This window comes from Streptomyces sp. NPDC127119, from assembly GCF_042677425.1.
GTDB lineage: Bacteria > Actinomycetota > Actinomycetes > Streptomycetales > Streptomycetaceae > Streptomyces.
The window spans coordinates 15,847-40,845 of the sequence record NZ_JBHXTO010000001.1 but is presented as its reverse complement, the minus strand read 5'-3'; the positions used below and the strand labels follow the sequence as shown (position 1 = coordinate 40,845).

Here is a 24,999-nt window from a genome sequence, read left to right as displayed (position 1 = left end):
GGTATGCAGCCCTCCGCCTCGCCGTACGAAGAACGTCTGACCGCGCCCCGATCCTGGTGGTTCGTCTGCCTGCTGGTGGGCGTCTCGATGGCGCTGATCCTGCTCCCCTTCGGCACGCTCCCCCTGCTGGGCGGCCTGGTCGGCGGCACGGCGGTGTCGGCGGTGGTGGCCAGTTCGTACGGCTCCGCACGGATCCGTGTGGTGGGCGGCGCCCTGATCGCCGGGGACGCCAGGATCCCGGTCTCCGCCCTGGGCGAGGCACACGTCCTCGACCCCGAAGAGGCCCGCGCCTGGCGGTCGTTCAAGGCCGACGCGCGCGCCCACATGCTGTTGCGGGCGTACATCCCGACGGCCCTGCGCGTGGACATCACCGACCCGGCCGACCCGACTCCGTACGTCTATCTGTCGACCCGTGACCCGGAGCGGCTGGCGGCGGCCCTGGAGTCCGCGCGCACGAACGCGTAGACGGGCGGCGACCGCGGCCGGACCGCACCGGGGCCGTCCCGGTGTCCACCACGACGTCCGGCCCGCATCTGTGTCCGAGCCCGAACCCGAACAAGTTTCCGTACGTGTACTCGTACGGAAACTTTTCCTTTGGGCGGTCAGAACTTTGCCCGCCGCGGGGGGGGCGGGACCGGTGGATCCGTTCGGGATCAGCGCCCCAGCTCTCCGCGGAGGTCGCCCATGCTCAGCGGGTCGGCCGGCTCCTCCAGGGGCGGCAGCGCCGGGAGGGCGTCCCAGGGGACCTGCACCTTGCGGAGGTCCTTGCGGACCCGGTCCGCGAGCTTTCTCGTGTCACGGCGGTTCATGAGCGCCCCGACGGCCGCGCCCACCATGAAGGGCATCAGGTTCGGCAGGTTGCGGACCGTGCGCTTCATAATCTGCTGGCGCAGCTCGCGCTTCATCTGGCCCCCGAGGGCCGCGTTGAGCGTTGACGGCTTGGTCACGTCGATGCCGCGCTCCTCGGACCACGAGTTCAGATACGTGGTGGAGCGCTCTTTCAGATTGCCAGGCGGTCGCAGGCCGTAGACCTCGTACAGCTCGGCGATCAGTTTCAGTTCGATCGCGGCGACGCCGGTGACCTCGGCGGCCAGCTCCGTGGGCATGGCCGGCGGTACGGGCATCATCGCGGCGGCGCCGACGCCGGCGCCCACGGTGGACGTCGCGTTGCACGCGCCCGCGACGAGTTTGTCCGCGAGCTGTTCGGGCCCCAGGCCCGGAAACTGCCGGCGGAGTGCGGCGAGGTCGCGTACGGGGATCCGCGGGGCCATCTCGATAATGGGGTCGGTGACGTACGCCAGGGCGGCCCTGGCCCGGCTGCCGCCCTTACGGACGCCCTCCGCGACCCCGTGGCCGACGGCGGCCGCCCGGCGTCTGGCGACAGGCGCCTTGGTCACCGGCACCTCCAGGGCGCCGGAAGCGCCTGTCGCGTCCGCTGCTTCGAGCGAGGCCGGGTGGCCCCGCTCGTCGTCGTGCAAGCCGTCCTGGGACGGACCGGCCGCTCCCCGGTCACGGAAGCGGCGCTTCCAGGGCGGGGTCGAGCCTGTCACGGCCGACCCTGCCTCAGTCGCAGTCGCGGCAGATCGGCTGACCGTTCTTCTCGCGGGCCAGCTGACTGCGGTGGTGGACCAGGAAGCAGCTCATGCAGGTGAACTCGTCCTGCTGCTTCGGCAGGACCCGGACGGCCAGTTCCTCGTTCGAAAGGTCCGCTCCGGGCAGTTCCAGGCCTTCGGCAGCCTCGAACTCGTCCACGTCGACCGCCGAAGTCGACTTGTCGTTCCGGCGAGCCTTCAGTTCTTCAAGGCTGTCCGAGTCGACGTCGTCGTCGGTCTTGCGTGGGGTGTCGTAATCCGTTGCCATTGTCGCTCTCCCCCTCTGGGTGTCTGCGGTGTCTCAGCGCAGGTAACGCGTGAGAGGCCGGACTTGTGCCCGACCTGAGGCGGAGATTTTGCCTCACATCAAGGTCTGTTACTCAATCGACACCCAACCGGACTCCCGAGGAGTGATCGGCTTGGATGGCGAAGCGGACCGTACACGGTCCGAATGCCGCACTTCAAAGGCGTCTCACCGTGTACTTCCCGTGATCTCGACCCCCGAAAACCCGGATTTTCCCGGCTTTACGGCGGCCCTATTGATCACGGAGGGTAGATGACCGGAAATTGGCCCTGTGATCGATCACACACGAGCGTGCCTTTCGTCTGCCCGGGAAATTCCGCGCAAAGCGAACATCCTCGCGTGTCGGCGACATGGTCTCAGATAGGTAGGGCTACTCGCATCACCAGGCCACCCCCCTCGCGCGGTTCCGCGACGATGTGGCCACCGTGGGCGCGGGCCACCGACCTGGCGATCGACAGTCCCAGCCCCACACCCTTGTCACTTCCCGTCCGCTCGGTGCGCAGCCGCCGGAACGGCTCGAAAAGATTGTCGACCTCGTACGCGGGGACCACGGGTCCGGTGTTGGAGACCGTGAGGACCGCCTGGCCGTGCTGCACCTGCGTGACGACCTCGACCCAGCCGTCCTGTGCCACGTTGTAGCGCACGGCGTTCTGGACGAGGTTCAGGGCGATCCGCTCCAGGAGGACGCCGTTGCCCTGGACGACCGCGGCGGCCCGCTCCCCGCGCACCTCCACACCCTTCGCGTCGGCCTCGCCGCGCACCTGGTCTATGGCCTGCGAGGCGACCTCGGCGAGGTCGACCGGCTTGCGCTCGACGATCTGGTTGTCGCTGCGGGCGAGCAGCAGCAGGCCCTCGACGAGCTGCTCGCTGCGCTCGTTGGTGGCGAGCAGGGTCTTGCCCAGCTGCTGCAGCTCCATGGGGGCGCCCGGATCGGACAGGTGCACCTCCAGGAGCGTGCGGTTGATCGCCAGGGGCGTCCGCAGCTCGTGCGAGGCGTTCCCGACGAACCGCTGCTGGGCAGTGAAGGCCCGCTGCAGCCGCTCCAGCATGTCGTCGAAGGTGTCCGCCAGCTCCTTGAGCTCGTCGTCGGGGCCGTCCAGCTCGATCCGCCGGGACAGGTCCGAGCCCGCCACCGCGCGCGCGGTGCGGGTGATGCGGCCCAGCGGCGAGAGAACCCGGCCGGCCATCGCGTAACCGAACGCGAAAGCGATCACGGCGAGGCCGAGGAGGGCCATCAGCGAGCGGCTGAGCAGTCCGTCCAGGGCGTGCTGGCGCTGGACGGCGGTGCACTCCTTGAGCATGGCGTTCAGCTCTTGGTTGTTGCCGGCTCCGCTCAGCTGCGGACAGGTGGCGCTGGTGAGTTCGAGGTTGCTGCCGGTCACCTGGAAGTCGACGCCGCTGCCCTCGTGCAGGGCCTGGGCCGCCAGCAGATAGATGATCGACAGCAGCAGGATCCCGGCGATCAGGAACATCCCGCCGTACAGCAGCGTGAGCCGTATCCGGATGGTCGGACGCAGCCAGGGGAAGGGGGGTTCCGGTTTCCTCGGGTCCCAGGTGGGCTTCGGGGGCGCCTTGGGAGGCGCGGGGGTGGTGGTCATCGGGGGTCAGATCCGGTATCCGGAGCCGGGCACGGTGACGATGACCGGCGGCTCGCCGAGCTTGCGGCGCAAGGTCATCACCGTGACCCGCACGACGTTGGTGAACGGGTCGGTGTTCTCGTCCCAGGCCTTCTCCAGGAGCTGCTCGGCGGAGACGACCGCGCCCTCGCTGCGCAGCAGGACCTCCAAAACGGCGAACTCCTTGGGCGCGAGCTGGACCTCCTTGCCGTCGCGGAAGACCTCGCGTCGGTTGGGGTCGAGCTTGATCCCGGCGCGCTCCAGGACGGGCGGCAGCGGCATGCTCGTACGCCGGCCGAGTGCACGCACGCGTGCCGTCAGCTCACTGAACGCGAAGGGCTTGGGGAGGTAGTCGTCGGCGCCGATCTCCAGGCCCTCCACCCGGTCGCTGACGTCCCCGGAGGCCGTGAGCATCAGCACGCGGGTCGGCATGCCGAGCTCGACGATCTTCCGGCAGACGTCGTCGCCGTGCACGAGCGGGAGGTCACGGTCGAGGACGACCACGTCGTAGTCGTTGACGCCGATGCGCTCCAGGGCGGCCGCGCCGTCGTACACGACGTCGACGGCCATGGCCTCCCGGCGCAGTCCGGTGGCCACCGCATCGGCGAGCAGCTGCTCGTCCTCGACGACGAGTACGCGCACGTCGCTTGTCCTTCCTGTGTCCACCCGCGTAGCGCCTTCGCGGCGTACACGGGCGGGTCCGATGGGGTCCTCCCGCTCGAACGCAGCCGAGAGCGGGGAGGGTGGGACTCCATCCTGCCCTTTTCGGCCATAAGTCGGCTGTAAGACGGGTTCAGGAGCGGGGAATGCCAGATTTTCTCGGGAGGTTGAGGTTTCCGTGAAAGGGAGCGAGGGGAGGACGGCTTTACACCCCGCGATCACGCTCTGCTTGTGCCGCACCACCCGGCGGTACGTCATGGTCCGCTTCCGCAGAGCGGGCGTGGGTGTCCGGCACTGACGCCGCCCGGCTGGGCAGCGCCGGGCATCCCTGGAGACGTGATCGCCCCTTCCGAACGGCACACCCCCGTGCCATTACCGACCCACGACCCAGGACGAGGGGGCGCAGCATGGACGCATTCACCGCAGGACTTCTGCAGCGCATAAGGGCGACCGAGTCCGACCTGACGATGGCTCGCGAGACCGGCGACGACTTCCTCGCGGAGGTCGAGCAGGCCGAACTCGACGACCTGCACCGCCTTGCCGCGGAGCACGGTGTGCAGGTCGGCGTGTCACACGTCTGACCCAGCTCGTGACAGGAGCGGGGCCCCGGCAGATCCAGCCCGGGGCCCCGCTCGGTCGTCCGTGACGCGACGCCGGCCGCGCACAGCGAGTCATGTACCTGTCGCGCGGTATCGGTCACGCCCTGTACGTCGTGCGGCGTCAGTCGTGCCAGGCGCCGAGTTCGTCGAGCCGGGACTGGAGGGTCTCGAAGAGGCCGGGCGGGGCGGCGACGGTCAGGTCGGTCGACAGGGGCTCTCCGGGGCGTCCGCCGGTCAGCGCGCCCGCCTCCCGGGCGATCAGGTCACCCGCCGCGTAGTCCCAGGGGTTGAGTCCCCTCTCGTAGTACGCGTCCAGGCGGCCCGTCGCCACGTCGCACAGGTCGATGGCCGCCGAGCCGCCGCGGCGGATGTCGCGGACCTGGGCGATCAGCTGTCCGACCACCTCGGCCTGCCGGGTCCTGCGGTCCGCGAGATAGCCGAAGCCGGTGCCGACGAGGGCCAGCCCGAGGTCGGGGGCGGGCCGCACGCGCGCGGGGCGGTCGTCGACGAAGGCGCCGCCGCCCAGGACGGCCCGGTAGGTCTCCGCGCGCATCGGGGCGTGCACGACCCCGACGAGCGTCTCGCCGTCCTTGCGGGCCGCGATTGAGACGGCCCAACTGGGGAGCCCGTACAGATAGTTGACCGTCCCGTCGATCGGGTCGATCACCCACTGGACGCCGCTGCTGCCCTTGATGTCGGCGCCCTCCTCCCCCAGGACGCCGTCGTCCGGCCTGGCGTCGGCCAGCAGACCGGTGATCAGCTTCTCGGAGGCGATGTCCATCTCGGTGACGACGTCGACGGCGCTGGACTTGGTCGCGGCCACGCCGAGGTCGTCGGGGCGGCCGTCCCGGAGGAAGGCGCCCGCGCGGTGGGCAGCGTCGAGCGCGATCTCCAGCAGTTCGGCCTTCAGCTCGTCGTTCGCTGTGGCGGTCACGGGGCTCCTCATACGTACGGGCTGTCGGCGCCTGCGGCGGCGGGCTTGGGGGCGCGGGCCGGGCAGCAGCCAGCGGGGCAGCGGTCGTGGCTCGGGCCGAGGGCACCGAGGGCGCAGGGCGAAACGTCTCTGCCGTTCTCGGTGGCGGCCCGCTCCAGGACGAGGTCGCGGATCGCGGCGGTGAAGCGCGGGTCGGCCCCCACGGTGGCCGCGCGGCGCACCGGCAGACCCAGCTCCGCGGCCTTCGCCGCGGCCTCCGTGTCGAGGTCGTACAGGACCTCCATGTGGTCCGAGACGAACCCGATGGGTGCCATCACCACCGCGGGGACGCCGGCCGTGTGCCGCTCCTCCAGGTGGTCGCAGATGTCCGGCTCCAGCCACGGGATGTGCGGGGCTCCCGAGCGCGACTGGTAGACGAGCTGCCAGGGGTGCTCGGTCCCGGTCCGCTCGCGCACCGCGTCGGCGACGAGTCGGGCGACGTCCAGGTGCTGCCGTACGTACGCCCCGCCGTCCCCGTGGCCCTCCACCGGTCCGGAGGTGTCCGCCGCGGACGTCGGGATCGAGTGCGTCGTGAAGGCGATGTGCGCGCTCGCGCGGACGTCCTCGGGAAGCTCGGCGAGGGACTTCAGGACGCCCTCTGTCATCGGCTCGACGAAGCCCGGGTGGTTGAAGTAGTGCCGGAGCTTGTCGATCCGCGGCAGCTCCAGACCCTCCCCCTCCAGGGTCGCCAGGGCCCCGGCCAGGTCCTCGCGGTACTGCCGGCAGCCCGAGTACGAGGCGTACGCGCTCGTGGCCAGCACCAGGACGCGGCGGCGGCCGTCGGCGACCATCTCGCGCAGGGTGTCCGTCAGGTACGGACCCCAGTTCCGGTTGCCCCAGTACACGGGCAGGTCCAGGCCGTGCTCCGCGAAGTCCTTGCGCAGGGCGTCCAGCAGGGCGCGGTTCTGGTCGTTGATCGGGCTGACCCCGCCGAACAGGAAGTAGTGCTGCCCCACTTCCTTGAGGCGTTCCTTGGGGATGCCCCGGCCCCGGGTCACGTTCTCCAGGAACGGGACCACTTCGTCGGGGCCTTCGGGGCCTCCGAAGGAGAGCAGGAGCAGGGCGTCGTAGGGAGTGGCATCGAGCGCGTCTCGCATACCTCGATCCTGCCATCCGCCTCCGACAGCCGGGCATCGGCGGGGGGCCGAACGGCAGGTGGACACGGTGGACGGGGAAATCAGCGGATGGGTTAGGGTCACCTGGCTCGTAAGCTGTATCCGTCGGATTTACGCCTTACCCGGACCTTCACCGGAGACCCCCGTGCTCAGCCCCTACCGCGCCCTGTTCGCCGCGCCCGGCTCCAAGGGCTTCACCACCGCGGGCCTCCTCGGCCGGATGCCGCTGTCGATGATGGGCATCGGCGTGGTCACGATGATCTCCCAGGTCACCGGGCGGTACGGGCTCGCGGGCGCCCTCTCGGCGACGATCGCGCTCTCCGCGGCGGTGCTCGGGCCACAGATATCCCGCCTGGTGGACCGGTACGGGCAGCGGCGGGTACTGCGGCCCGCCACACTGTCCGCGCTCACCGCGTCCGCCGGTCTCCTGCTGACCACCCGCTTCGACGGGCCGGACTGGGTGCTGTTCCTCTGCTCGGCCGGCATCGGCTGCGTACCGAGCGTCGGCGCGATGACGAGGGCACGCTGGGCGCTCATCTACCGGGGCAGGCCCGAACTCCACACCGCGTACGCCTTCGAGTCCGTCGTCGACGAGATCTGCTTCATCTTCGGGCCGATCATCTCCATCGGCCTGTGCACCGTGTGGTTCCCGGAGGCCGGGCCGCTGCTGGCGGCCCTCTTCCTGGCGGCCGGTGTCTTCTGGCTGACGTCCCAGCGCGCCACCGAACCCCCGCCGCATCCGCGTGGGCACCACACGGGCGGCTCGGCGCTGCGCTCGGCCGGACTGCAGGTCCTGGTCGCCACCTTCGTGGCGACCGGCGCGATCTTCGGCGCGGTCGACGTGGTCACCGTGGCCTTCGCCGACGAGGAGGGTCACAAGGGCGCGGCGAGCGTCGTCCTGGCCGTCTACGCGGCGGGCTCGTGCGTGGCCGGGGCCGTCTTCGGGCTGCTGCGCTTCGGAGGGGCGCCCGCCCGCAGGTGGGTACTGGGCATCTGCGCCATGGCCGTGAGTATGATCCCTCTGCTACTGGTCGGAAACCTGCCGTTCCTGGCTGTGGCGCTGTTCGTTGCGGGCCTGTCCATCGCACCGACGATGATCACGACGATGGCCCTCGTCGAACTGCACGTACCACGCGCGAAACTGACCGAGGGCATGACATGGGTGAGCACCGGGCTCGCGGTCGGGGTCGCGCTCGGTTCCTCCCTGTCCGGCTGGGTGATCGACACAGCCGGGGCGCGGGCCGGGTACGGGGTCCCGGTCGCGGCCGGGGCTGTCGCGGTCGCGGTGGGTTTCCTCGGGTATCGCCGGCTCAGCAGGCCGGTTCCGCAGCGGGGAGGAACCCATGAGAAGCACAGTGAGCGCGAAGAGCGGCACCTGGCGTAACTGGGCCGGGAACGTCACCGCCCGGCCGGCCCGGGAGGTCACTCCTGCCTCCGTGGAGGAACTCTCCGCCGCCGTGCGCCGGGCCGCCGAGGACGGACTCAGGGTCAAGGCCGTCGGCACCGGCCACTCCTTCACCGCGGCGGCGGCGACCGACGGCGTGTTGATCCGCCCTCAACTGTTGACCGGCATCCGCAGGATCGACCGGGACAACGGCACCGTCACGGTCGAGGCCGGCACACCGCTCAAGCGCCTCAACCTCGCCCTGGCCCGGGAGGGTCTGTCGCTCACGAACATGGGCGACATCATGGAGCAGACGGTGTCGGGCGCGACCAGCACCGGCACGCACGGCACCGGCCGCGACTCCGCCTCGATCGCCGCCCAGATCGCGGGACTTGAACTGGTGACCGCCGACGGCTCGGTCCTCGCCTGTTCCGAGAAGGAGAACCCCGAGATCTTCGCGGCGGCCCGGATCGGGATAGGCGCCCTGGGGATCATCACCGCGATCACCTTCTCCGTGGAGCCCCTTTTCCTCCTTTCGGCCCGCGAGGAGCCGATGGGCTTCGACGAGGTGACGGGTTCCTTCGACGAACTGTTCACGGAGAACGAGCACTTCGAGTTCTACTGGTTCCCCCACACCGGCAACTGCAACACCAAGCGCAACAACCGCAGCGTGGGCCCGGAGAAGCCGGTCGGTACCGTCCGCGGCCTGTACGAGGACGAGTTCCTCTCGAACGGGGTCTTCCAGGCGGCCAACTACGTGGGCCGGGCCGTCCCCGCCACGATCCCCTCGATCGCCCGGATCTCCAGCCGCGCCCTGTCCGCGCGCACCTACACCGACATTCCCTACAAGGTCTTCACTTCTCCCCGCCGAGTGCGTTTCACGGAGATGGAATACGCGGTTCCGCGAGCCGCTCTGGTCGAGACCCTGCGCGAACTGAAGGCCATGGTCGACCGTTCGCCTCTGCGCATCAGCTTCCCGGTGGAGGTGCGCACGGCCCCCGCGGACGACATCACCCTCTCCACCGCGTCCGGCCGGGACAGCGCGTACATCGCGGTCCACATGTTCAGGGGGACGCCCTACCAGGCGTACTTCAGCGCCGCCGAGCGGATCTTCACCGCGCACGAGGGCCGGCCCCACTGGGGCAAGGTCCACACCCGGGACGCGGAGTACTTCGCCGGCGTCTATCCGCGCTTCGACGAGTTCACCGCGCTGCGCGACCGCCTCGACCCGGAACGGCGTTTCGGCAACGACTACCTGCGGCGGATCCTGGGCGACTGACGGTCCGGGCAGACCATGAGCAGCCCTCACGCCGACCGATTGCCCGAGCACAGGACGTACGGTCGAAGCGACTCCCTCCACTTCCGGCGATCATGTGAAGAATCAGTCTCACCATGATCACGAAAACGTCACCCCGGACGGCCAACTCCCGCCTCCGGACAGAAGTTCGGTGGCGTGCCGATCCACGCAAGTGGCCCGAATGGAGTACTGTTGCGAGCCCTGGGACCGGACGCACGCCAGGGTGTCCGGAGCCGTACAGGACCGCCGAGAGGGGGCCCGTTGCACAGGGTGATGAGGGTCGTCACTTAGCGTTGCGAATAGGTAACCGTGCCATAACGGCGAGTTCGGGCCACCGTCCGACACGCCGGGCAACTCGGCAAGGTTGTGGCAGGCTGCACCCGGGCAGGCCACACTCGACTAGCGGAAGCAGCGACGCACGTGACGTCGGCAGGCACCACCCGGGAGGTCCCCATGCCCGAACTGCGTGTCGTGGCCGTCTCCAACGACGGCACACGGCTGGTGCTGAAGGCTGCGGACAGCACGGAGTACACGCTTCCGATTGACGAGCGTCTACGCGCCGCCGTACGCGGCGATCGTCCCCGCCTCGGCCAGATCGAGATCGAGGTGGAGAGCCATCTCCGCCCCCGAGACATCCAGGCCCGCATACGCGCGGGAGCATCCGCCGAAGAGGTCGCCCAGCTCGCCGGAATCCCCGTCGACCGGGTGCGCCGCTTCGAGGGACCCGTGCTCGCCGAGCGTGCCTTCATGGCGGAGCGGGCCCGCAAGACTCCCGTCCGCCGCCCCGGCGAGACGACCGGCCCCCAGCTCGGCGAGGCCGTGCAGGAGCGCCTGCTGCACCGCGGCGCCGACAAGGAGACCGTCCAGTGGGACTCCTGGCGCCGCGACGACGGCACCTGGGAGGTGCTGCTCGTCTACCGCGTGGCGAGCGAACCCCACTCCGCGAGCTGGACGTACGACCCGCCCCGGCGGCTCGTCCAGGCCGTCGACGACGAGGCGCGCTCGCTGATCGGCGAGTCCGACGACCTCGGCTCCGCCGAACCCAGCTTCCCGTTCGTACCGCGCATCGCGCGGCTGCCCCGCGACCGTCCGCTGGACCGCGCCCTGGACCGGCAGATCGAGCGGCCCGGCCTGCCGCCGTCGTCCGAGCCGGACATCGAGGAGGGCATCAGCGAGCGTGAGCGCGACTCCCTGACCAGCCTTCTGGAGGCGGTGCCCAGCTTCCGCGGGGACATGGTCGTGCCCGAGCGGCCCTCGGCAGGACCCGCCGCCTCGACGGCCTCCACGACCTCGGCCACGGAACGCTCCGCGACGGAGGAACCGCCCGTAACGGAGCCCGAGGTGGAGGAGCCGCCGGCTCCCGCGGCCTCGGCCGGTTCGGCCTACGCGGACGTGCTCATGCCGCGCTCGGTGGCCAGCCACCGCGACCGGCTCGTCGGCGCCACCGACCGGCAGGCCGAGGCGGACGGCGTCCGTCCGGGACGCAGAGCGGCCGTGCCCAGCTGGGACGAGATCGTCTTCGGGACGCGACGCAAGAAGCAGGACTGAGAAGTGGCGAAGTGACAGGGGCTCGCACCGTCTCGGTGCGAGCCCTCTGCCCTTCCGTCCGCCCTTCGTCACCGGTCCGCGCTCGCCCACCGGTCCGGCTGCTCCTGCGGGTCCGACGTTCCTTACTGGTTCACCCTTCCGTGTCGGACCGTCCGCCGGTGCCCCTGGCGCTACTGCGGATCGGGGCCGGTCGCGACCGGGCGCCCCTCGTCCCGCGACCACTCCGACCAGGACCCCACGTACAGCGCGGCCGGAATGCCCGCGACCGCCAGCGCGAGAACCTCGTGCGCGCCGGAGACGCCCGACCCGCAGTAGACGCCGACCTCCGAAGAGCCGTCGGCGCCCAGGGAGGCGAAACGGTCGGCGAGTTCACCCGCCGGCAGGAAGCGACCGGATTCGGCCACATTCCCGGTGGTCGGCGCCGACACCGCGCCGGGGATGTGGCCGCCGACCCGGTCGATCGGCTCGACGTCACCGCGATAGCGCTCGGCGGCCCGGGCGTCGAGCAGCAGACCGGTGCGGGCCAGCGCCGCGGCGCCGTCGGCGTCGAGCACGGACACCTTCCCCGGAGCGGGTACGAACGTGCCGGCGGCCGGAGCGGCACGGCCGCTCTCGACCGGACCGCTCCAGGCCGCGAAGCCGCCGTCAAGCACGCGCACCGACGGGTGACCCGTCCAGCGCAACAGCCACCAGGCCCGCGCGGCGGCCCAGCCGAGCCCTCCGTCGTACACGACGACGTCACGGTCCTCGGAGACCCCGGCCGCGCGCATGGCCTCGCCGAAGACCTCCGGGTCCGGCAGCGGGTGGCGTCCCGCCGCGCCGGCGGGACCGGCGAGTTCGGTGTCCAGGTCCACGTAGACGGCACCCGGAATGTGTGCCTCCTCGTAGGAACGGCGCAGGTTGGGGCCACCCAGCTGCCAGCGGATGTCCAGCACGACCGGCGGGTTCGGCCCCGTCAGGTCGCTCGCGAGTCGGGATGCGGAGATGATGGCGTTCATGGCCACCATCCTCGCGCACGGGGTGGCCACTTCGTCCAGGTCCGGCTACTGTGCTCCGCCGGGCCGACCCGACCACACGGCGTGCAGGAACGGGCACACGCTGTACGGCCGATGGACATGCTCAGGCAATCGCGGGGAAACGGATGGGCAACAGGAATGCGGGCATCCTCCCGCCGAGGGCCGTCCGGCCGTGGCGCGGCTTACCGCCGGTGGTGCGACCATCGGCACCGGGCGCCGCGGTCCAGGACGGCGGTACGCCCGGTTCGACAGCGGAAGTGAAGCGGCCCCGCGAGGCGCCGAGGAGAGGGTGACGATGACCGAGGCACGGGAGTCGGCCGGCCTGAACGGCTCTGCGTACACGCCCGGCACGCCCTGCTGGGTGAGTCTGATGGTGCACGGGATGGCCGCGACCCAGGAGTTCTACGGGGAGCTGTTCGGCTGGGAGTTCCAGCCCGGTCCGCAGCAGCTGGGCGCCTACGTGCGGGCGCAGTTGGACGGGCAGGAGGTGGCGGGCATCGGCCAGCTCCCACCGGACCGGCATCTGCCCGTCGCGTGGACGCCCTACCTCGCCTCGGACGACGTGGACCTGACGGCGGAGACGGTCCGGCACAGCGGCGGCACGGTCGGCGTCGGTCCGCTGGTCGCCGACGCCGCCGGCCGCCTGGCGATCGCCTCGGACCCCTCGGGCGCCGTGTTCGGCGTCTGGCAGGCCGCGGCCCATCTCGGTGCGGGCCTCGCCGGGGTTCCCGGGACCCCCACCTGGAACGAGCTGGTCACCAGGGAATCCGCGGGTGTGGCCAAGTTCTACGAGACGGTCTTCGGTTACGAGGAGGAGCCCGTCGTCTCCGCCGACTCCGACTACGTCACCCTGCACATCAAGGGCCGCCCGGTGGCCGGCATCCACGGCGTCGGCAACGCCCTGCCCCGCGACCGGGGCGCCCACTGGATGACGTACTTCGAGGTCGTCGACGTGGACGCGGCGGTGGCCCTGGTCGTCGAACTGGGCGGCCACGTCCTCAGGCCGGCCCACGACAGCGCGTACGGCCGGGTCGCCAAGGTGGCGGACCTGGAGGGCGCGGCGTTCTCACTGGTGCGGACCAGCCGCTAGGACGTACGCGTCAGCCGCGCGCCGCGGTGTCCACCGGGAGTACGTCCGGGGACAGGACGCCCGCCCGCGCGGTCGCCGCGGTCATCCGCCGGCTGTGGTGACGGCGGCACAGCACCTCGTAACCGATGTCCTCCGACTGGTCGACGTCGCCGACGACGACCTGGGCGCCCTCGACGACCATCCGGCCGCCTATGGTGCGGGCGTTGTGGGTGGCGCGGGCGCCGCACCAGCAGAGGGCCTCGACCTGCAGGACCTCGACGCGGTCGGCCAGTTCGACGAGTCGCTGGGAGCCCGGGAAGAGCTTGGAGCGGAAGTCGGTGGTGATGCCGAAGGCGAAGACGTCGATGTCCAGATCGTCGACCACGCGGGCGAGTTGGTCGATCTGCTCGGGGGCGAGGAACTGTGCCTCGTCGGCGATGACGTAGTCCGCCCTGCCGCCCCGCGAGAGGTGCTCGACGAGGTACGCGTACACGTCCTGGTCCTCCTCGACCTCCACCGCGTCCGTGACCAGGCCGAGCCGTGAGGAGAGCTTGCCCTCGCCCGCGCGGTCGTCCCGGGTGAAGATCATGCCCTGCAGGCCGCGGGCCGAGCGGTTGTGTTCGATCTGCAGAGCCAGCGTCGACTTCCCGCAGTCCATGGTTCCGGAGAAGAACACCAGCTCGGGCATGGGGAGTCGAGCACCTTTCAGCAGGGACGGAGCGGCGGTGGAGTGAGGGGTGGGCGGGTGACGGCGCGCGGCGGGCGGAGGGTCAGGAACGCACTTCCAGCAGTGGAATGTGCTGTTCCGCCGGGGTCATCGAGCCGTGGTTGCCGACCATCAGCGACTCCTTCGGCTCCCGTTCGGACGCGGTGATCAGCACGTCGTCCCGGGCTGCCGCGACCACGTCGCCGATGCGCGCGTACACCCGCTCGTCGACGTGCGGGCCGAACCAGCCCGCCGCGATCGCCTCGTCGCGCGAGGCCACCCAGAACTGCTCGCCGAGCACCTCGCGCCAGCAGGTCAGGACGTCCGACTCGGCGCCCGGCACCGCGTACACATGCCGGGCGCGTCCTTCGCCGCCGAGGAGGGCGACGCCCGCGCGCAGCTCCCAGTCCTCGTCGAAGTCGATCCGGTGCTGCTCGTCGAAGGGGATGTCGATCATGCCGTGGTCGGCCGTGACGTACAGGGCCGCGCGCGGCGGCAGTTGCTCGGCCAGGCGCTGGACCAGCCGGTCCACGTACATGAGCTGTCCGCGCCAGGCGTCGGAGTCGATGCCGAAGCGGTGCCCCTTGCCGTCGACCTCCGCGTAGTACGTGTAGACCAGCGAGCGGTCCCCGGCGGCCAGTTGCTCGGCCGCCATGTCCATGCGGTCCTCGCCGGTCAGCCGGCCGTGGAACGTGCCGCCGCTGAGCGCGATCTTGGTCAGGGGGGTGTTCTGGAAGTGCGGGGCCGACACCTGGGCCGTGTGCACACCCGCCGCGTCGGCCAGCTGGAACACCGTGGGGTACGGCTGCCACTTGCCCGGCTTGGTCCAGGGGATCCACCGGAGCTGGTTCATCAGCTCGCCGGTCTCCGGGTTGCGCGCGGTGTAGCCGGGCAGTCCGTGGGCTCCCGGGGGCAGTCCGGTGCCGACCGAGGCCAGCGAGGTGGCGGTGGTCGCGGGATAGCCCGCCGTGATCGGCCGTCCGGTGCCGCCGCGCGAGCTGCCCAGCAGGGAGCTCATGAACGGGGCCTCGTCCGGGTGGGCCTTCAGCTGTTCCCAGCCGAGGCCGTCGATGAGGAAGACGCAGTTCCGGTCGGCCGGGCCCAGTTCGCCGAGCGAGGCGGTCATGTCCGGTACGTCCATGCCCGCGGCCAGGGTGGGCAGGAGGTCGGCGAGCGACCCCGTTCCGTACTCGGGTACGGGCGCTGATTCGACGGTGAGCGGTTCCGGGTCGTCCCAGACTTGCTGGGACATCAGCGGGTGACGTCCGCGGTCGCCTCGGAGAGCGACTGCGCGAAGGCGAGCGTCTGGCGCACGGCGTCCGGCCCGTCACCGGCCTCGCTGACGCGCAGGCTCAGGTCGTCCGCCGTCGAACTGCCGGTGTAGCCGTGGTCAGCCTCGCAGTTGGAGTCGCCGCAGGCCGCGGGCTCCAGGTCGATACGGGCGACCGCGCCCCAGCCGATCGTGAGGACGACCTCGCGCGGAAGGGTCCCCACCACGTACTTCTCGGGGTTCGCCACGACCCGGCTGAGCACGACGGACGAGATCCGGCCAAGCTTCACGGACTCGGTGGACGTCGTCGCGTACGGCGTGGGGGACGTGCTGTCCGCCGCCTGCTCGTCGGTGTGGCTCACGATGAAACGGTTGCCCGTGAGAACGAGCACCGTCACATGCCGGCGCACCTCGTTCGCGTCGAACGTCGTCTCCTGGTGGACCAGATACGACCGGATGGGCTCGCCCCCTACAGCGGCCTCCACCGCCTCGGCCACGAGGGCCGGGTAGTAGCCGCTGCGCTCGATCGCCGCTCGCAGCCCCTGGGTCGTCGTACTGGTCTTGGCCATGATGTCCATTCTACGGGGGCGTACTGACTGCGAGGCACCGCTCAGTACACAGGAAGCGTGCGGGGGCCGAGGTCGTCGCGGGCGGGCGGCGGCGCGAGCCGTACGGACGCGCCGAGCACGCTCAGCCCATGCGGGGCGACGACGACCGGTTCCAGGGACACGGAGACGACTTCGGGGTGGTCGTCGACGAGCCGTGACAGGCGCAGCAGCAGGTGCTCCAGTGCCGCGACGTCCGCGGGGGCCGAGCCGCGCCAGCCGAAGAGGAGGGGCGCGGTCCGGATGGATCGGACCAGTGAGGCGGCGTCGCGGTCGGTGACCGGAATCAGTCGGTGCGCGGTGTCTCCGAGCAGTTCCGACGCCGCTCCGGCGAGCCCGAAGGAGAGCACCGCTCCGGCGGCCGGGTCGATGACCGCCCGTACGACCGTGTCCACGCCGCGCGGTGCCATGGCCTGTACCACCGGGCGCAGTTCCTCGGGCTCTCCGAAGAGACTGGTCAACTCGGCGTACGCGCGCCGCAGTTGCTCCTCGTCCGCCAGGTCGAGGCGGACGCCGCCGAGGTCGGCGCGGTGCCGCAGGTGGGGGGCGGTGGTCTTCAGGGCCACGGGGTGGCCGAGGTGTTCCGCCGCGGCGACGGCCTCCCCGGGGGTGGGCGCGGGCAGGGCTCGGCGGACATCGATGCCGTACCGGGCGAGGAGGGCGCAGGTGTCGTCGGGGCCGAGGGTGAGCGCGCCCTCGGCCGGGCCCGGCTCCCACGCCGGCACCGCCGCTCCCGGCTCCGTCTGTCCCGCTTCCGCGGTGGTGCTGCCCTCCCCGTCGACGAGAAGGCGGCCGATCTGTTCGGCCGCGCCCTTCTCGTCGATGTCCTCGTACTCGGGCACCCGCCCCGGATCGGCGGCCTCCTGCCGCCACTGGCCGTATTTCACCGCTTCCGCGAGCGCGCGCACGGCCCGCTCGGCGGCGGGGTAGGCGGGGATGAGCCGGGAGTCCACCGCGGCGCTCTCCGCCCCGGCGCCGTCCGCCGCCTCGGGGAGGACGGGAGCGGTTTGTGGGGCGGGGCCGGCTGCCGCTGACGCGGCGCCGAGCGGTGTGGCGCCGTCCGGTGTGCCGGCGAACGGTGAGGTGCCGTCCGGTGTGGCGCCATCCGGTGTGGTGGCGACCCGTGACGTGCCGTCCGCTGTGGTGTCGGCCGGTGCCGTACTTCCGGCCGGTGCGGTGCTGGCCGCCGCGGACAGGGCCTCCGCGAGTCCGCCCAGCTCCACGTGCACCACGAGGACCGGTTTGGCGGGAGCCGCCGCCGATGCCGAACGCAGGGCCTCCGCCAGCGCGGCGTCCGCCGCCGATCTCTCGCCCACCGCCGGGATCGCGGTGACCACGACGGCGTCGCAGGCGTCGTCGGCCAGGGCGTGCGCCAGCGCGTCCCGGAAGTCCTCGGCGGAGGCGCCCGTCGTCAGGTCGCGGGGCGGCAGCGGCCGCAGGTCCTGGGCGAGACACGCGTCGTACGTCAGCAGCCCGAGCGATTCGGAGTTCCCGAGGATCGCCACCCTGGGGCCCGCGGGCAGGGGCTGGCGTGCCAGGAGCAGCCCCGCGTCGACCAGCTCGGTGATCGTGTCCACCCGGATGACGCCGGCCTGCCGCAGCAGGGCGGACACCGTGGCGTGCGGCAGCCGGGTGGCCCGTACCGCGTGTCCCTGGGGCGCGGCTCCGCCGTGCCGCGCGCCCTGGACGACGACCAGCGGCTTGGCCGCGGCCGTGCGCCGGGCGAGGCGGGTGAACTTCCGGGGGTTGCCGATCGATTCGAGGTACATGAGCGCGACATCGGTGTCCGGGTCGTCGTACCAGTACTGAAGGACGTCGTTGCCGGACACGTCCGCGCGGTTGCCGGAGGAGACGAAGGTCGACACGCCCGTCACCCCGGTGACCCCGCCGCCGCGCCGGTGCAGCCGGGACAGCAGCGCGATCCCGATGGCTCCGGACTGGGCGAACAGGCCGATGCGTCCGGTGCGTGGCATCTCCGGGGCGAGCGAGGCGTTGAGCCGGGTGCGCGGGGAGGTGTTGATGACTCCGAAGGCGTTCGGCCCGATCAGGCGCATTCCGTACGTCCGCACCTGGCGTACGAGCTCGCGCTGGCGCTCCCTGCCCTCGGGGCCGCTCTCGGCGTACCCCGCGGAGACCACGACGAGCCCCTGCACCCCGTGCTCGCCGCACTCCGCGACCGCTTCGGGGACCCGCTCGGCCGGGACGGCGATCACCGCGAGGTCGACGGGCTCGCCGATGTCGCGCACGGAGCGGTGGGCCGGGACTCCGGCGAGCTCCTTCTCCTGAAGTGCGCCGTTCACCGCGTACAGACGCCCGGTGAAGCCCGCGTCGCGCAGGTTGTCCAGGATGCTGCGGCCCACTCCCCCGGGTGTGCGGCCCGCTCCGACGACCGCGACCGAACCGGGTGCCAGGAGCCGGGCCACGGAACGCGCCTCCGCCCGCTGCTCCCGCGCGCGCTGCACGGCGAGCGAACGGTCGGTGGGCTCCAGGTCGAACTCCAGGCGTACGACGCCGTCCTCGAAGCTGCGCTTCTGCTGGTATCCGGCGTCCGTGAAGACCTTGATCATCTTGCTGTTGGCGGGCAGCACCTCGGCGGCGAAGCGGCGGATGCCGCGCTCACGGGCGACGGCCGCGACATGTTCGAGCAGGGCGGAGGCCACGCCGCGGCCCTGGTGGGCGTCCTGGACGAGGAAGGCGACCTCCGCCTCGTCCGCGGGGGCGGAGGCGGGCCGGCCGTCCGCGGCGATGCGGTCGTACCGTACGGTGGCGATGAATTCGCCGCCGACGGTCGCCGCGAGTCCCACCCGGTCCACGAAGTCGTGGTGGGTGAAACGGTGGACGTCCTTGGCGGACAGACGCGGGTACGGCGCGAAGAAGCGGTAGTACTTCGACTCGGCGGACACCTGCTCGTAGAAGCTGACGAGGCGGTCCGCGTCGTCGGCCGCGATGGGCCGGACGCGCGCGGTGCCGCCGTCGCGCAGCACGACGTCGGCCTCCCAGTGAGCGGGGTACTCGTGCCGGTCCGTCGGGGTCTGCATGGGGCCCAGAGTACGACTCGGGTCCGACAACGGCGGGTTCGCGCCCGGCGGGGACCCGGGGCAGTCTTGGGGCCCGGGCCGGTCCGGGCCCGCACCCGCGCACGGCACGCCCCACTGTTCACCGTATGGAACACTGGTCTAGACAACCTTGACACCTGAAGGGCAGCATCACATGGCTGAGCGCCGCGTCAACGTCGGCTGGGCCGAGGGCCTGCACGCCCGTCCCGCCTCCATCTTCGTCCGGGCGGCCACGGCCACCGGCGTCCCCGTGACGATCGCCAAGGCCGACGGCAACCCCGTCAACGCCGCGTCCATGCTCGCGGTCCTCGGCCTGGGCGCCCAGGGCGGCGAGGAGATCGTCCTGGCCTCCGACGCCGAGGGTGCGGACGCCGCGCTCGACCGCCTCGCGAAGCTGGTCGCCGAGGGCCTCGACGAACTCCCCGAGACCGTCTGACCCTCAGGGCCTCTCGGACCTCTTGGGACCTCTTGGGGTCTCCCCGGATTCCGTCGGACCCCATCGGTCGCCCCGGATCCCGTACGGCGGAGCCGCGTCACCCACACCCCGGGCGACGCGGCTCCGCCGTTCGCGCGTCCGGGAGCGTGCAGGGCCGGGGGCCGTTCTTTTCCTGCCTGCGGCGTATTGATTTCCGCCCGCCTCCACCCGCTTCCGCGCACACGGAAATGACGTGCTCCGCAATTCAGGGCACGCGGAAGAAAAGGGCACCGGAAATAGGGCCCCGCCGAATATCTCTCTTTGTATACGGTGCTTCTGTTAATGCCGCAGGCCCGCTGTGTTTACGGGATGTTGCGAAGTCCTCACACGCTCGGCGCGGTCCCCGCCGGGAAAACGCAGCCGGTGCGCGGACATCGCCCGCTCCGTGTGCAGCGCCGTGATCGCCCTGGCCCGGTCGCTGTCACCGCGGGCCACGGCGTCCACGATGGCCCCGTGCTCGGTCCAGGACTCGGCGGGGTGCGCGGGCGCCTCGACCGAGTACATCCAGGCGATCTTGTGCCGCAGCTGGCCGAGCGTCGAGGTCAGCGCCGGGCTGCCCGAGGACTGCGCGAGCGTCTCGTGGAACCAGCCGCCGAGCGAGCGCAGATCCTCGCTGTTGCCCCGCCTGGCCCGCTCCTGGCCGAGCCTGACCAGGCCGCGCAGCACCTTGAGATGGGCCTCGGTGCGCCGCTGGGCGGCACGGGCGGCGCCCAGCGGCTCCAGCAGCACGCGCATCTCCAGGAGGTCGGCGGCCTCCTGCTCCGTGGGTTCCGCGACGCACGCGCCCGCGTGCCGGCGGGTGACCACGAAGCCCTCCGCCTCCAGGGTGCGCAGCGCCTCGCGCACGGGGACCCGCGAGACGCCGTAGCGGCGCGCGAGCAGTTCTTCGGTGAGCCGGCTGCCGCGCTCGTAGACACCCGCGACGATGTCGTCCCGGATCGCCGTGCATACCGAGCGCGCGGGAATACGCATGACCGGACCTCCGCCTTAATCCCCGCGAAACGCGGTCGATTGACGCTTGTTCGGTGACTCTATTGCAGAGAACGGGAAATTCCGAAGGCAGCCGGGAATCCATGGATATTTTTTGGACACACCGGGCTTCTGAACAGGCGGTCGTCCGGTACGAAAGCGACCGGAAGCCGTCCGAACGCACGCAGGCCCCGGCTCGGTGAGCCGGGGCCTGCGACGGAGGTGCGGTGCCGCGCGGAGCCGCGGCGGCGGGTGCCGTGCGGTCAGACGTTCACGCCGTGCCCGCGGAGGTACGCGATCGGGTCCATGTCGGAGCCGTACTCGGCGGTGGTCCGCGCCTCGAAGTGCAGGTGCGCCCCCGTGACGTTGCCCGTCGCCCCGGAGAGGGCTATCTGCTGCCCCGGAGTGACCGTCTGGCCGACCGAGACACCGATGGACGAGAGGTGCCCGTACTGGGTGTACGTGCCGTCGACCATCTTGATGACGATCTGGTTGCCGTACGAGCCGCCCCAGCCGGCCTCCACGACGGTGCCGGAGCCCACCGCGTGCACGGCTGTGCCGCTGGCGGCGTGGAAGTCGATGCCGGTGTGGCTGCCGGAGGACCAGATGCCGCCGCCGGCCTGGTAGGACGTGGAGACGTACGAGCCGGTGATCGGCGCGGTGTAGGCGTTGAGGCGCTTGCGCTCGGCCTCGCGGGCCGCACGGGCCTTGGCCTCGCGCTCCTTCTCGGCCTTCTCCCTGGCCTCCTCCGCACGCTTCTTCGCGGCGGCCTCGGCCTTCTCGCGGGCGGCGGCCTGGTCGGCGGCCTGGCGCTGGGCGACGGCCTGCGCGTCGATCTCGTGGGCGACCGAGTCGCCCATGGTGACGGCCTTGAGGGGGCCCGTCTGCTCGATCTCGCTCTCGGCGGCGAACGCCGGGGCGGCCAGCGTGCCCACGACACCGGTGGTGGCCAGGGCGGCGACGCCGACGGTCCTGCGGGTGGTGCGCGTCATGCGGCTGGGAAGACGGTGCTTCCCCGTGGCGCGGGTGAACGCCATGAAGTGGCTGGTCCTTTCCTTCCTTCTCGCCTACCGGGTTAGCTGACGGGTTCGGAGCAGGAAGGTCTCCTACGGACCCCCTTCGGGAAGGGCGTCCGATTCACCCCAGGGACCTGGGTCCCCGGCTCCCCTGGCTCGCGCCGTACGGGGACTCGGCGATGACTGTCCGGTGCCGCGGACGCGGCGCAGTGCCTGACGAACAGCCGGACCGACGCTAAGCGGCGCCTCTTTCAATAGACAAACGGATCACCATTTTTGTAGCGCATGCCACAGGGCAGACAGGCAACTTCCCTGCAATACGGACAAACCATGGACGAAGAAGGACAGAAAAGGGCCCGGGTGACTCGTCCAGTCACCCGGGCCCCGGCCGTGAACAGTGTCCCGCCCGATCGCGGGCCCTGCCCGGCCTCAGATCCCTACTCGGCCGTCACGACGCTGACTTCGCCGACGCCGAGGGCCCTGACGGGCTCCTCGATCTGCGCGGCGTCCCCGACGAGGACGGTCACCAGACGGTCCACCGGGAACGCGTTGACGGCGGCAGCGGTGGCCTCCACGGTGCCGGTCGCGGCGAGCTGCTTGTACAGCGTCGCCTGGAAGTCGTCCGGCAGGTGCTGCTCGACCTGGTCGGCGAGCGTGCCCGCGACGGCGCCCGCGGTCTCGTACTTCAGGGGCGCCACACCCACCAGGTTCTGCACGGCGACGTCGCGCTCGGCGTCCGTCAGACCCTCGGCGGCGAGGGTGCGCAGCACCTTCCACAGGTCGTCGAGCGCCGGACCGGTGTTCGGGGTGTCCACGGAGCCGCTGATGGCGAGCATCGAGATGCCCGTCCCGTCCGGAGCGGAGCGCAGCACCTGGCCGAACGCCCGCACACCGTAGGTGTATCCCTTCTCCTCGCGCAGGACGCGGTCCAGGCGGGAGGTGAGGGTGCCACCGAGGCAGTACGTGCCGAGCACCTGGGCGGGCCACACACGGTCGTGGCGGTCCGCGCCGACGCGGCCGATGAGCAGCTGCGTCTGGACGGCTCCGGGCCGGTCCACGATGATCACGCGGCCGGTGTCGTCGGCGGTCACCGAGGGCACGGGACGCGCCTGGGCCTGCGAGCCGGTCCAGGTGCCGAGGGTGTCCCCGAGCAGCGCGTCGAGGTCGACGTCCGTGAGGTCGCCGACGACGACCGCGGTGGCCGTGGCGGGGCGTACGTGCTTCTCGTAGAAGGCGCGTACGGCCGCCGAGTCGATCGCGGTGACCGTCTCCTCGGTGCCCTGGCGCGGGCGCGACATCCGGGAGTCCGCCGGGAAGAGCTGCCGGGACAGCTCCTTGGCGGCCCGCCGGGCCGGGTTGGCACTCTCGTGCGGGATCTCGTCGAGCCGGTTGCGCACCAGCCGCTCGATCTCGCCGTCCTCGAACGCGGGTGCCCTGAGGGCGTCGGCGAGCAGGCCGAGCGCCTTGGGCAGCCGGGAGACGGGCACTTCGAGGCTGAGCCGTACGCCGGGGTGGTCGGCGTGGGCGTCCAGGGTGGCGCCGCAGCGCTCCAGCTCGGCGGCGAACTCCTCGGCGGAGTGCTTGTCGGTGCCCTCCGAGAAGGCTCGCGCCATGATCGTGGCGATGCCGTCGAGGCCCTTGGGCTCGGCTTCGAGCGGAGCGTCCAGAAGGACCTCCACGGCGACGACCTGCTGGCCGGGGCGGTGGCAGCGCAGCAGCGTCAGGCCGTTGCCCAGGGTGCCGCGCTCGGGCGCCGGGAAGGCCCAGGGCCTGGCCTCGCCGGCCTGGGGCTGCGGGTGGAACTCCATCGTGGCGAGCTCGGTCACTTGGCCGCCTCCTCGTCGGTGTTGTCGGCGGCGCCGGTCTCTTCGGCCGCGTCGGTCTCCTCGGGGGCGACCGGCTCGTAGACCAGCACCGCGCGGTTGTCGGGGCGCAGGCGGGCCTTGGCGACCTCCTGGACCTCCTCCGCGGTGATGTCGAGAACGCGCTGCACGGCGGTCAGGGCGAGCTGGGGGTCGCCGAACAGGACCGCGTACCGGCACAGTTCGTCGGCGCGGCCCGCGACCGTGCCGAGACGGTCCAGCCACTCGCGCTCCAACTGGGCCTGAGCGCGCTCCATCTCCTCGGCGGTGGGGCCCTCCTCGGCGAACCGGGCGAGCTCCTCGTCGACGGCGGTCTCGATGACCGGGACCTCGACGTCGCCGGACGTCTTCACGTCGAGCCACCCCAGGGAGGGCGCTCCGGCGAGGCGCAGCAGGCCGAACCCGGCCGCGACGGCGGTGCGGTCGCGGCGTACGAGCCGGTTGTAGAGCCGGGACGACTCGCCGCCGCCGAGCACGGTCAGGGCCAGGTCGGCGGCGTCCGACGCGCGCGTGCCGTCCTCCGGGAGCCGGTAGGCGGCCATCAGCGCGCGCGCCGGGACCTCCTCCTCGACGACCTCGCGCAGCTGCCCGCCCATGGTCTCCGGGAGCGAGCCGTCGCGCGGGGCGGGCTTGCCGTCGTGCCCGGCGATGGAACCGAAGTACTTCTCGACCCAGGCGAGCGTCTGCTCCGGGTCGATGTCCCCGACGATCGACAGCACGGCGTTGTTGGGCGCGTAGTAGGTGCGGAAGAACGCCCGCGCGTCCTCAAGGGTGGCCGCGTCCAGGTCGGCCATCGAGCCGATCGGCGTGTGGTGGTAGGGGTGGCCCTCCGGGTACGCGAGGGCGGTCAGCTTCTCGAAGGCGGTGCCGTAGGGGACGTTGTCGTAGCGCTGCCTGCGCTCGTTCTTGACGACGTCCCGCTGGTTCTCCATCGACTCGTCGTCGAGCGCGGCGAGCAGCGAGCCCATGCGGTCGGCCTCCAGCCAGAGAGCGAGCTCCAGCTGGTGCGTCGGCATGGTCTCGAAATAGTTGGTGCGCTCGAAGCTCGTCGTGCCGTTGAGCGAACCGCCCGCTCCCTGGACCAGTTCGAAGTGGCCGTTGCCCTTCACCTGGCCCGAACCCTGGAACATCAGGTGCTCGAAGAGGTGGGCGAGCCCGGTGCGGCCGGCGACCTCGTGACGCGAGCCGACGTCGTACCAGAGGCACACCGCCGCGACCGGGGTCAGGTGGTCCTCGGAGAGCACCACACGCAGGCCGTTGGCCAGGCGGTGCTCGGTCGCTGTCAGGCCGCCGGAACCGGCCTCGGCTGTGGCCGTGTGACCCATGGGCATGTACGTCCCTTCGATCGCGGAAAACTGCTGATTCCTGCTAGTCGTGCCACTGTATGCAAGCGCGCGGACGGCTGGCGAAGTTCCCGCATCGAGTACGCCGAGAGCGAGCACGCGAGCACGCGCCCTGCCAGGGGGCGCGGGGAACTGCGCGACCAGCCGCAGCGGACCCGCAGCCGACAGGCCCGCCGCCCGGCACCCCTCCGGGGAGCCGCCCCGCAGGGGCACTCCTCCAGGGGCGCTCCCCAAAAAAGCACCCCTCCGGGGACGCGGGGAACTGTGCGACCGACCAGGACGCCCCACACCCGACAAGCCCCCTCCACCACCCCCGTGGAAACGGAACGCGGTAGCGTCCTCAAACCTCCGCGGGCACCCGCGGGTCGCGCTCGTGGAGCCTCCGGGGCCGCCTCGATCGGGGCCTGCCAGGCCTGTTGGGGCGATCGCGCACCCGGCCCGACAGGCCCGTACGGACGGGTCGTGGTCCGCGTTGTCAGTACTGCGGTCCACAATGGACCGCGTCAGAACCCGTTCATGCCCCG

General features: G+C 71.5%; 22 protein-coding genes and 1 riboswitch. Of the genes, 7 read left to right on the top strand and 15 right to left on the bottom strand.

The window, feature by feature from the left end; genetic code table 11:
- The first annotated feature begins 3 nt into the window (after positions 1–3).
- Positions 4–465 carry a DUF3093 domain-containing protein gene (locus ACFVH5_RS00180; protein ID WP_385830773.1) on the top strand — a complete coding sequence of 154 codons (462 nt, stop codon included), beginning with the start codon at positions 4–6 and terminating at the stop codon, positions 463–465.
- Between the two features lie 188 nt (positions 466–653).
- On the opposite strand, the gene ACFVH5_RS00175 is transcribed toward ACFVH5_RS00180, so the two are convergent.
- From ACFVH5_RS00175 to ACFVH5_RS00160, 4 genes are all read right to left on the bottom strand, one after another.
- A complete protein-coding gene (locus ACFVH5_RS00175; RefSeq protein WP_385830772.1) occupies positions 654–1,550 on the bottom strand; it encodes a hypothetical protein in 897 nt (298 codons plus the stop codon).
- Between the two features lie 13 nt (positions 1,551–1,563).
- Positions 1,564–1,860, bottom strand: a complete 297-nt coding sequence (locus tag ACFVH5_RS00170; RefSeq protein ID WP_005481602.1) for a DUF4193 domain-containing protein — start codon at positions 1,858–1,860, stop codon at positions 1,564–1,566.
- 392 nt (positions 1,861–2,252) lie between these two features.
- On the bottom strand, positions 2,253–3,494 hold the full coding sequence (locus tag ACFVH5_RS00165) for a sensor histidine kinase (RefSeq protein WP_385830771.1): 1,242 nt from the start codon (positions 3,492–3,494) through the stop codon (positions 2,253–2,255).
- Between the two features lie 6 nt (positions 3,495–3,500).
- Positions 3,501–4,154: a response regulator transcription factor gene (locus ACFVH5_RS00160; protein WP_055615445.1), complete on the bottom strand. Its 654-nt coding sequence runs from the start codon at positions 4,152–4,154 to the stop codon at positions 3,501–3,503.
- A 425-nt stretch (positions 4,155–4,579) separates the two neighbouring features.
- On the opposite strand from ACFVH5_RS00160, the gene ACFVH5_RS00155 reads away from it, so the two are divergent.
- Entirely contained in the window at positions 4,580–4,753 is a 174-nt protein-coding gene (locus ACFVH5_RS00155; RefSeq protein WP_169801958.1) for a hypothetical protein, read from the top strand.
- A gap of 139 nt (positions 4,754–4,892) precedes the next feature.
- Here the strand turns inward: ACFVH5_RS00155 and ACFVH5_RS00150 are convergent, their stop codons facing one another.
- Positions 4,893–5,717: an inositol monophosphatase family protein gene (locus ACFVH5_RS00150; protein WP_384798558.1), complete on the bottom strand. Its 825-nt coding sequence runs from the start codon at positions 5,715–5,717 to the stop codon at positions 4,893–4,895.
- Positions 5,714–6,841, bottom strand: coding sequence for a ferrochelatase (locus ACFVH5_RS00145; protein ID WP_385830769.1), 1,128 nt, complete (start codon positions 6,839–6,841; stop codon positions 5,714–5,716). Before ACFVH5_RS00145 ends, ACFVH5_RS00150 begins: the two co-directional genes overlap by 4 nt.
- A gap of 163 nt (positions 6,842–7,004) precedes the next feature.
- Between ACFVH5_RS00145 and ACFVH5_RS00140 the strand changes: the two genes are divergently transcribed.
- The 3 genes from ACFVH5_RS00140 to sepH all read left to right on the top strand — a co-directional run bounded on the left by ACFVH5_RS00140 (position 7,005) and on the right by sepH (position 11,088).
- On the top strand, positions 7,005–8,243 hold the full coding sequence (locus tag ACFVH5_RS00140; protein ID WP_385830767.1) for an MFS transporter: 1,239 nt from the start codon (positions 7,005–7,007) through the stop codon (positions 8,241–8,243).
- Complete coding sequence (locus ACFVH5_RS00135; RefSeq protein WP_385830765.1) at positions 8,203–9,522, top strand: D-arabinono-1,4-lactone oxidase; 1,320 nt, start codon at positions 8,203–8,205, stop codon at positions 9,520–9,522. Before ACFVH5_RS00140 ends, ACFVH5_RS00135 begins: the two co-directional genes overlap by 41 nt.
- A gap of 471 nt (positions 9,523–9,993) precedes the next feature.
- The gene (gene sepH / locus ACFVH5_RS00130) at positions 9,994–11,088 is read left to right on the top strand and encodes a septation protein SepH (protein WP_385830763.1); all 1,095 of its coding nucleotides are present in this window, start codon (positions 9,994–9,996) and stop codon (positions 11,086–11,088) included.
- A 170-nt stretch (positions 11,089–11,258) separates the two neighbouring features.
- Here sepH and ACFVH5_RS00125 read toward each other — a convergent pair whose 3' ends face one another.
- A complete protein-coding gene (locus ACFVH5_RS00125) occupies positions 11,259–12,086 on the bottom strand; it encodes a sulfurtransferase (protein ID WP_385830761.1) in 828 nt (275 codons plus the stop codon).
- A 313-nt stretch (positions 12,087–12,399) separates the two neighbouring features.
- Between ACFVH5_RS00125 and ACFVH5_RS00120 the strand changes: the two genes are divergently transcribed.
- Complete coding sequence (locus ACFVH5_RS00120) at positions 12,400–13,194, top strand: VOC family protein (RefSeq protein WP_385830758.1); 795 nt, start codon at positions 12,400–12,402, stop codon at positions 13,192–13,194.
- Between the two features lie 10 nt (positions 13,195–13,204).
- Here the strand turns inward: ACFVH5_RS00120 and ACFVH5_RS00115 are convergent, their stop codons facing one another.
- The 4 genes from ACFVH5_RS00115 to ACFVH5_RS00100 form a co-directional block, all read right to left on the bottom strand.
- Positions 13,205–13,861, bottom strand: a complete 657-nt coding sequence (locus ACFVH5_RS00115; protein ID WP_384798578.1) for a thymidine kinase — start codon at positions 13,859–13,861, stop codon at positions 13,205–13,207.
- Positions 13,862–13,943: 82 nt separating this feature from the next.
- Positions 13,944–15,131: an alkaline phosphatase family protein gene (locus ACFVH5_RS00110; protein WP_385830757.1), complete on the bottom strand. Its 1,188-nt coding sequence runs from the start codon at positions 15,129–15,131 to the stop codon at positions 13,944–13,946.
- Entirely contained in the window at positions 15,131–15,718 is a 588-nt protein-coding gene (locus tag ACFVH5_RS00105) for a DUF5998 family protein (RefSeq protein WP_107021511.1), read from the bottom strand. Before ACFVH5_RS00105 ends, ACFVH5_RS00110 begins: the two co-directional genes overlap by 1 nt.
- Positions 15,719–15,759: 41 nt before the next feature.
- Positions 15,760–18,792, bottom strand: a complete 3,033-nt coding sequence (locus tag ACFVH5_RS00100; protein ID WP_385830755.1) for a GNAT family N-acetyltransferase — start codon at positions 18,790–18,792, stop codon at positions 15,760–15,762.
- Between the two features lie 172 nt (positions 18,793–18,964).
- Between ACFVH5_RS00100 and ACFVH5_RS00095 the strand changes: the two genes are divergently transcribed.
- Positions 18,965–19,246, top strand: coding sequence for an HPr family phosphocarrier protein (locus ACFVH5_RS00095; protein WP_107021509.1), 282 nt, complete (start codon positions 18,965–18,967; stop codon positions 19,244–19,246).
- 318 nt (positions 19,247–19,564) lie between these two features.
- Here the strand turns inward: ACFVH5_RS00095 and ACFVH5_RS00090 are convergent, their stop codons facing one another.
- The 4 genes from ACFVH5_RS00090 to ACFVH5_RS00075 form a co-directional block, all read right to left on the bottom strand.
- Positions 19,565–20,257 (bottom strand): GntR family transcriptional regulator, encoded by a 693-nt coding sequence (locus ACFVH5_RS00090; protein WP_384798586.1) that lies wholly within the window; start codon positions 20,255–20,257, stop codon positions 19,565–19,567.
- A gap of 260 nt (positions 20,258–20,517) precedes the next feature.
- Positions 20,518–21,291 (bottom strand): M23 family metallopeptidase, encoded by a 774-nt coding sequence (locus ACFVH5_RS00085; protein ID WP_385830753.1) that lies wholly within the window; start codon positions 21,289–21,291, stop codon positions 20,518–20,520.
- 12 nt (positions 21,292–21,303) lie between these two features.
- A riboswitch (cyclic di-AMP (ydaO/yuaA leader) is annotated at positions 21,304–21,459 on the bottom strand.
- A 248-nt stretch (positions 21,460–21,707) separates the two neighbouring features.
- The gene (locus tag ACFVH5_RS00080) at positions 21,708–23,096 is read right to left on the bottom strand and encodes a M16 family metallopeptidase (RefSeq protein WP_385830750.1); all 1,389 of its coding nucleotides are present in this window, start codon (positions 23,094–23,096) and stop codon (positions 21,708–21,710) included.
- Positions 23,093–24,457: a M16 family metallopeptidase gene (locus tag ACFVH5_RS00075; protein WP_384798822.1), complete on the bottom strand. Its 1,365-nt coding sequence runs from the start codon at positions 24,455–24,457 to the stop codon at positions 23,093–23,095. The genes ACFVH5_RS00080 and ACFVH5_RS00075 overlap by 4 nt, the downstream gene beginning before the upstream one ends.
- Between the last annotated feature and the right edge of the window lie 542 nt (positions 24,458–24,999).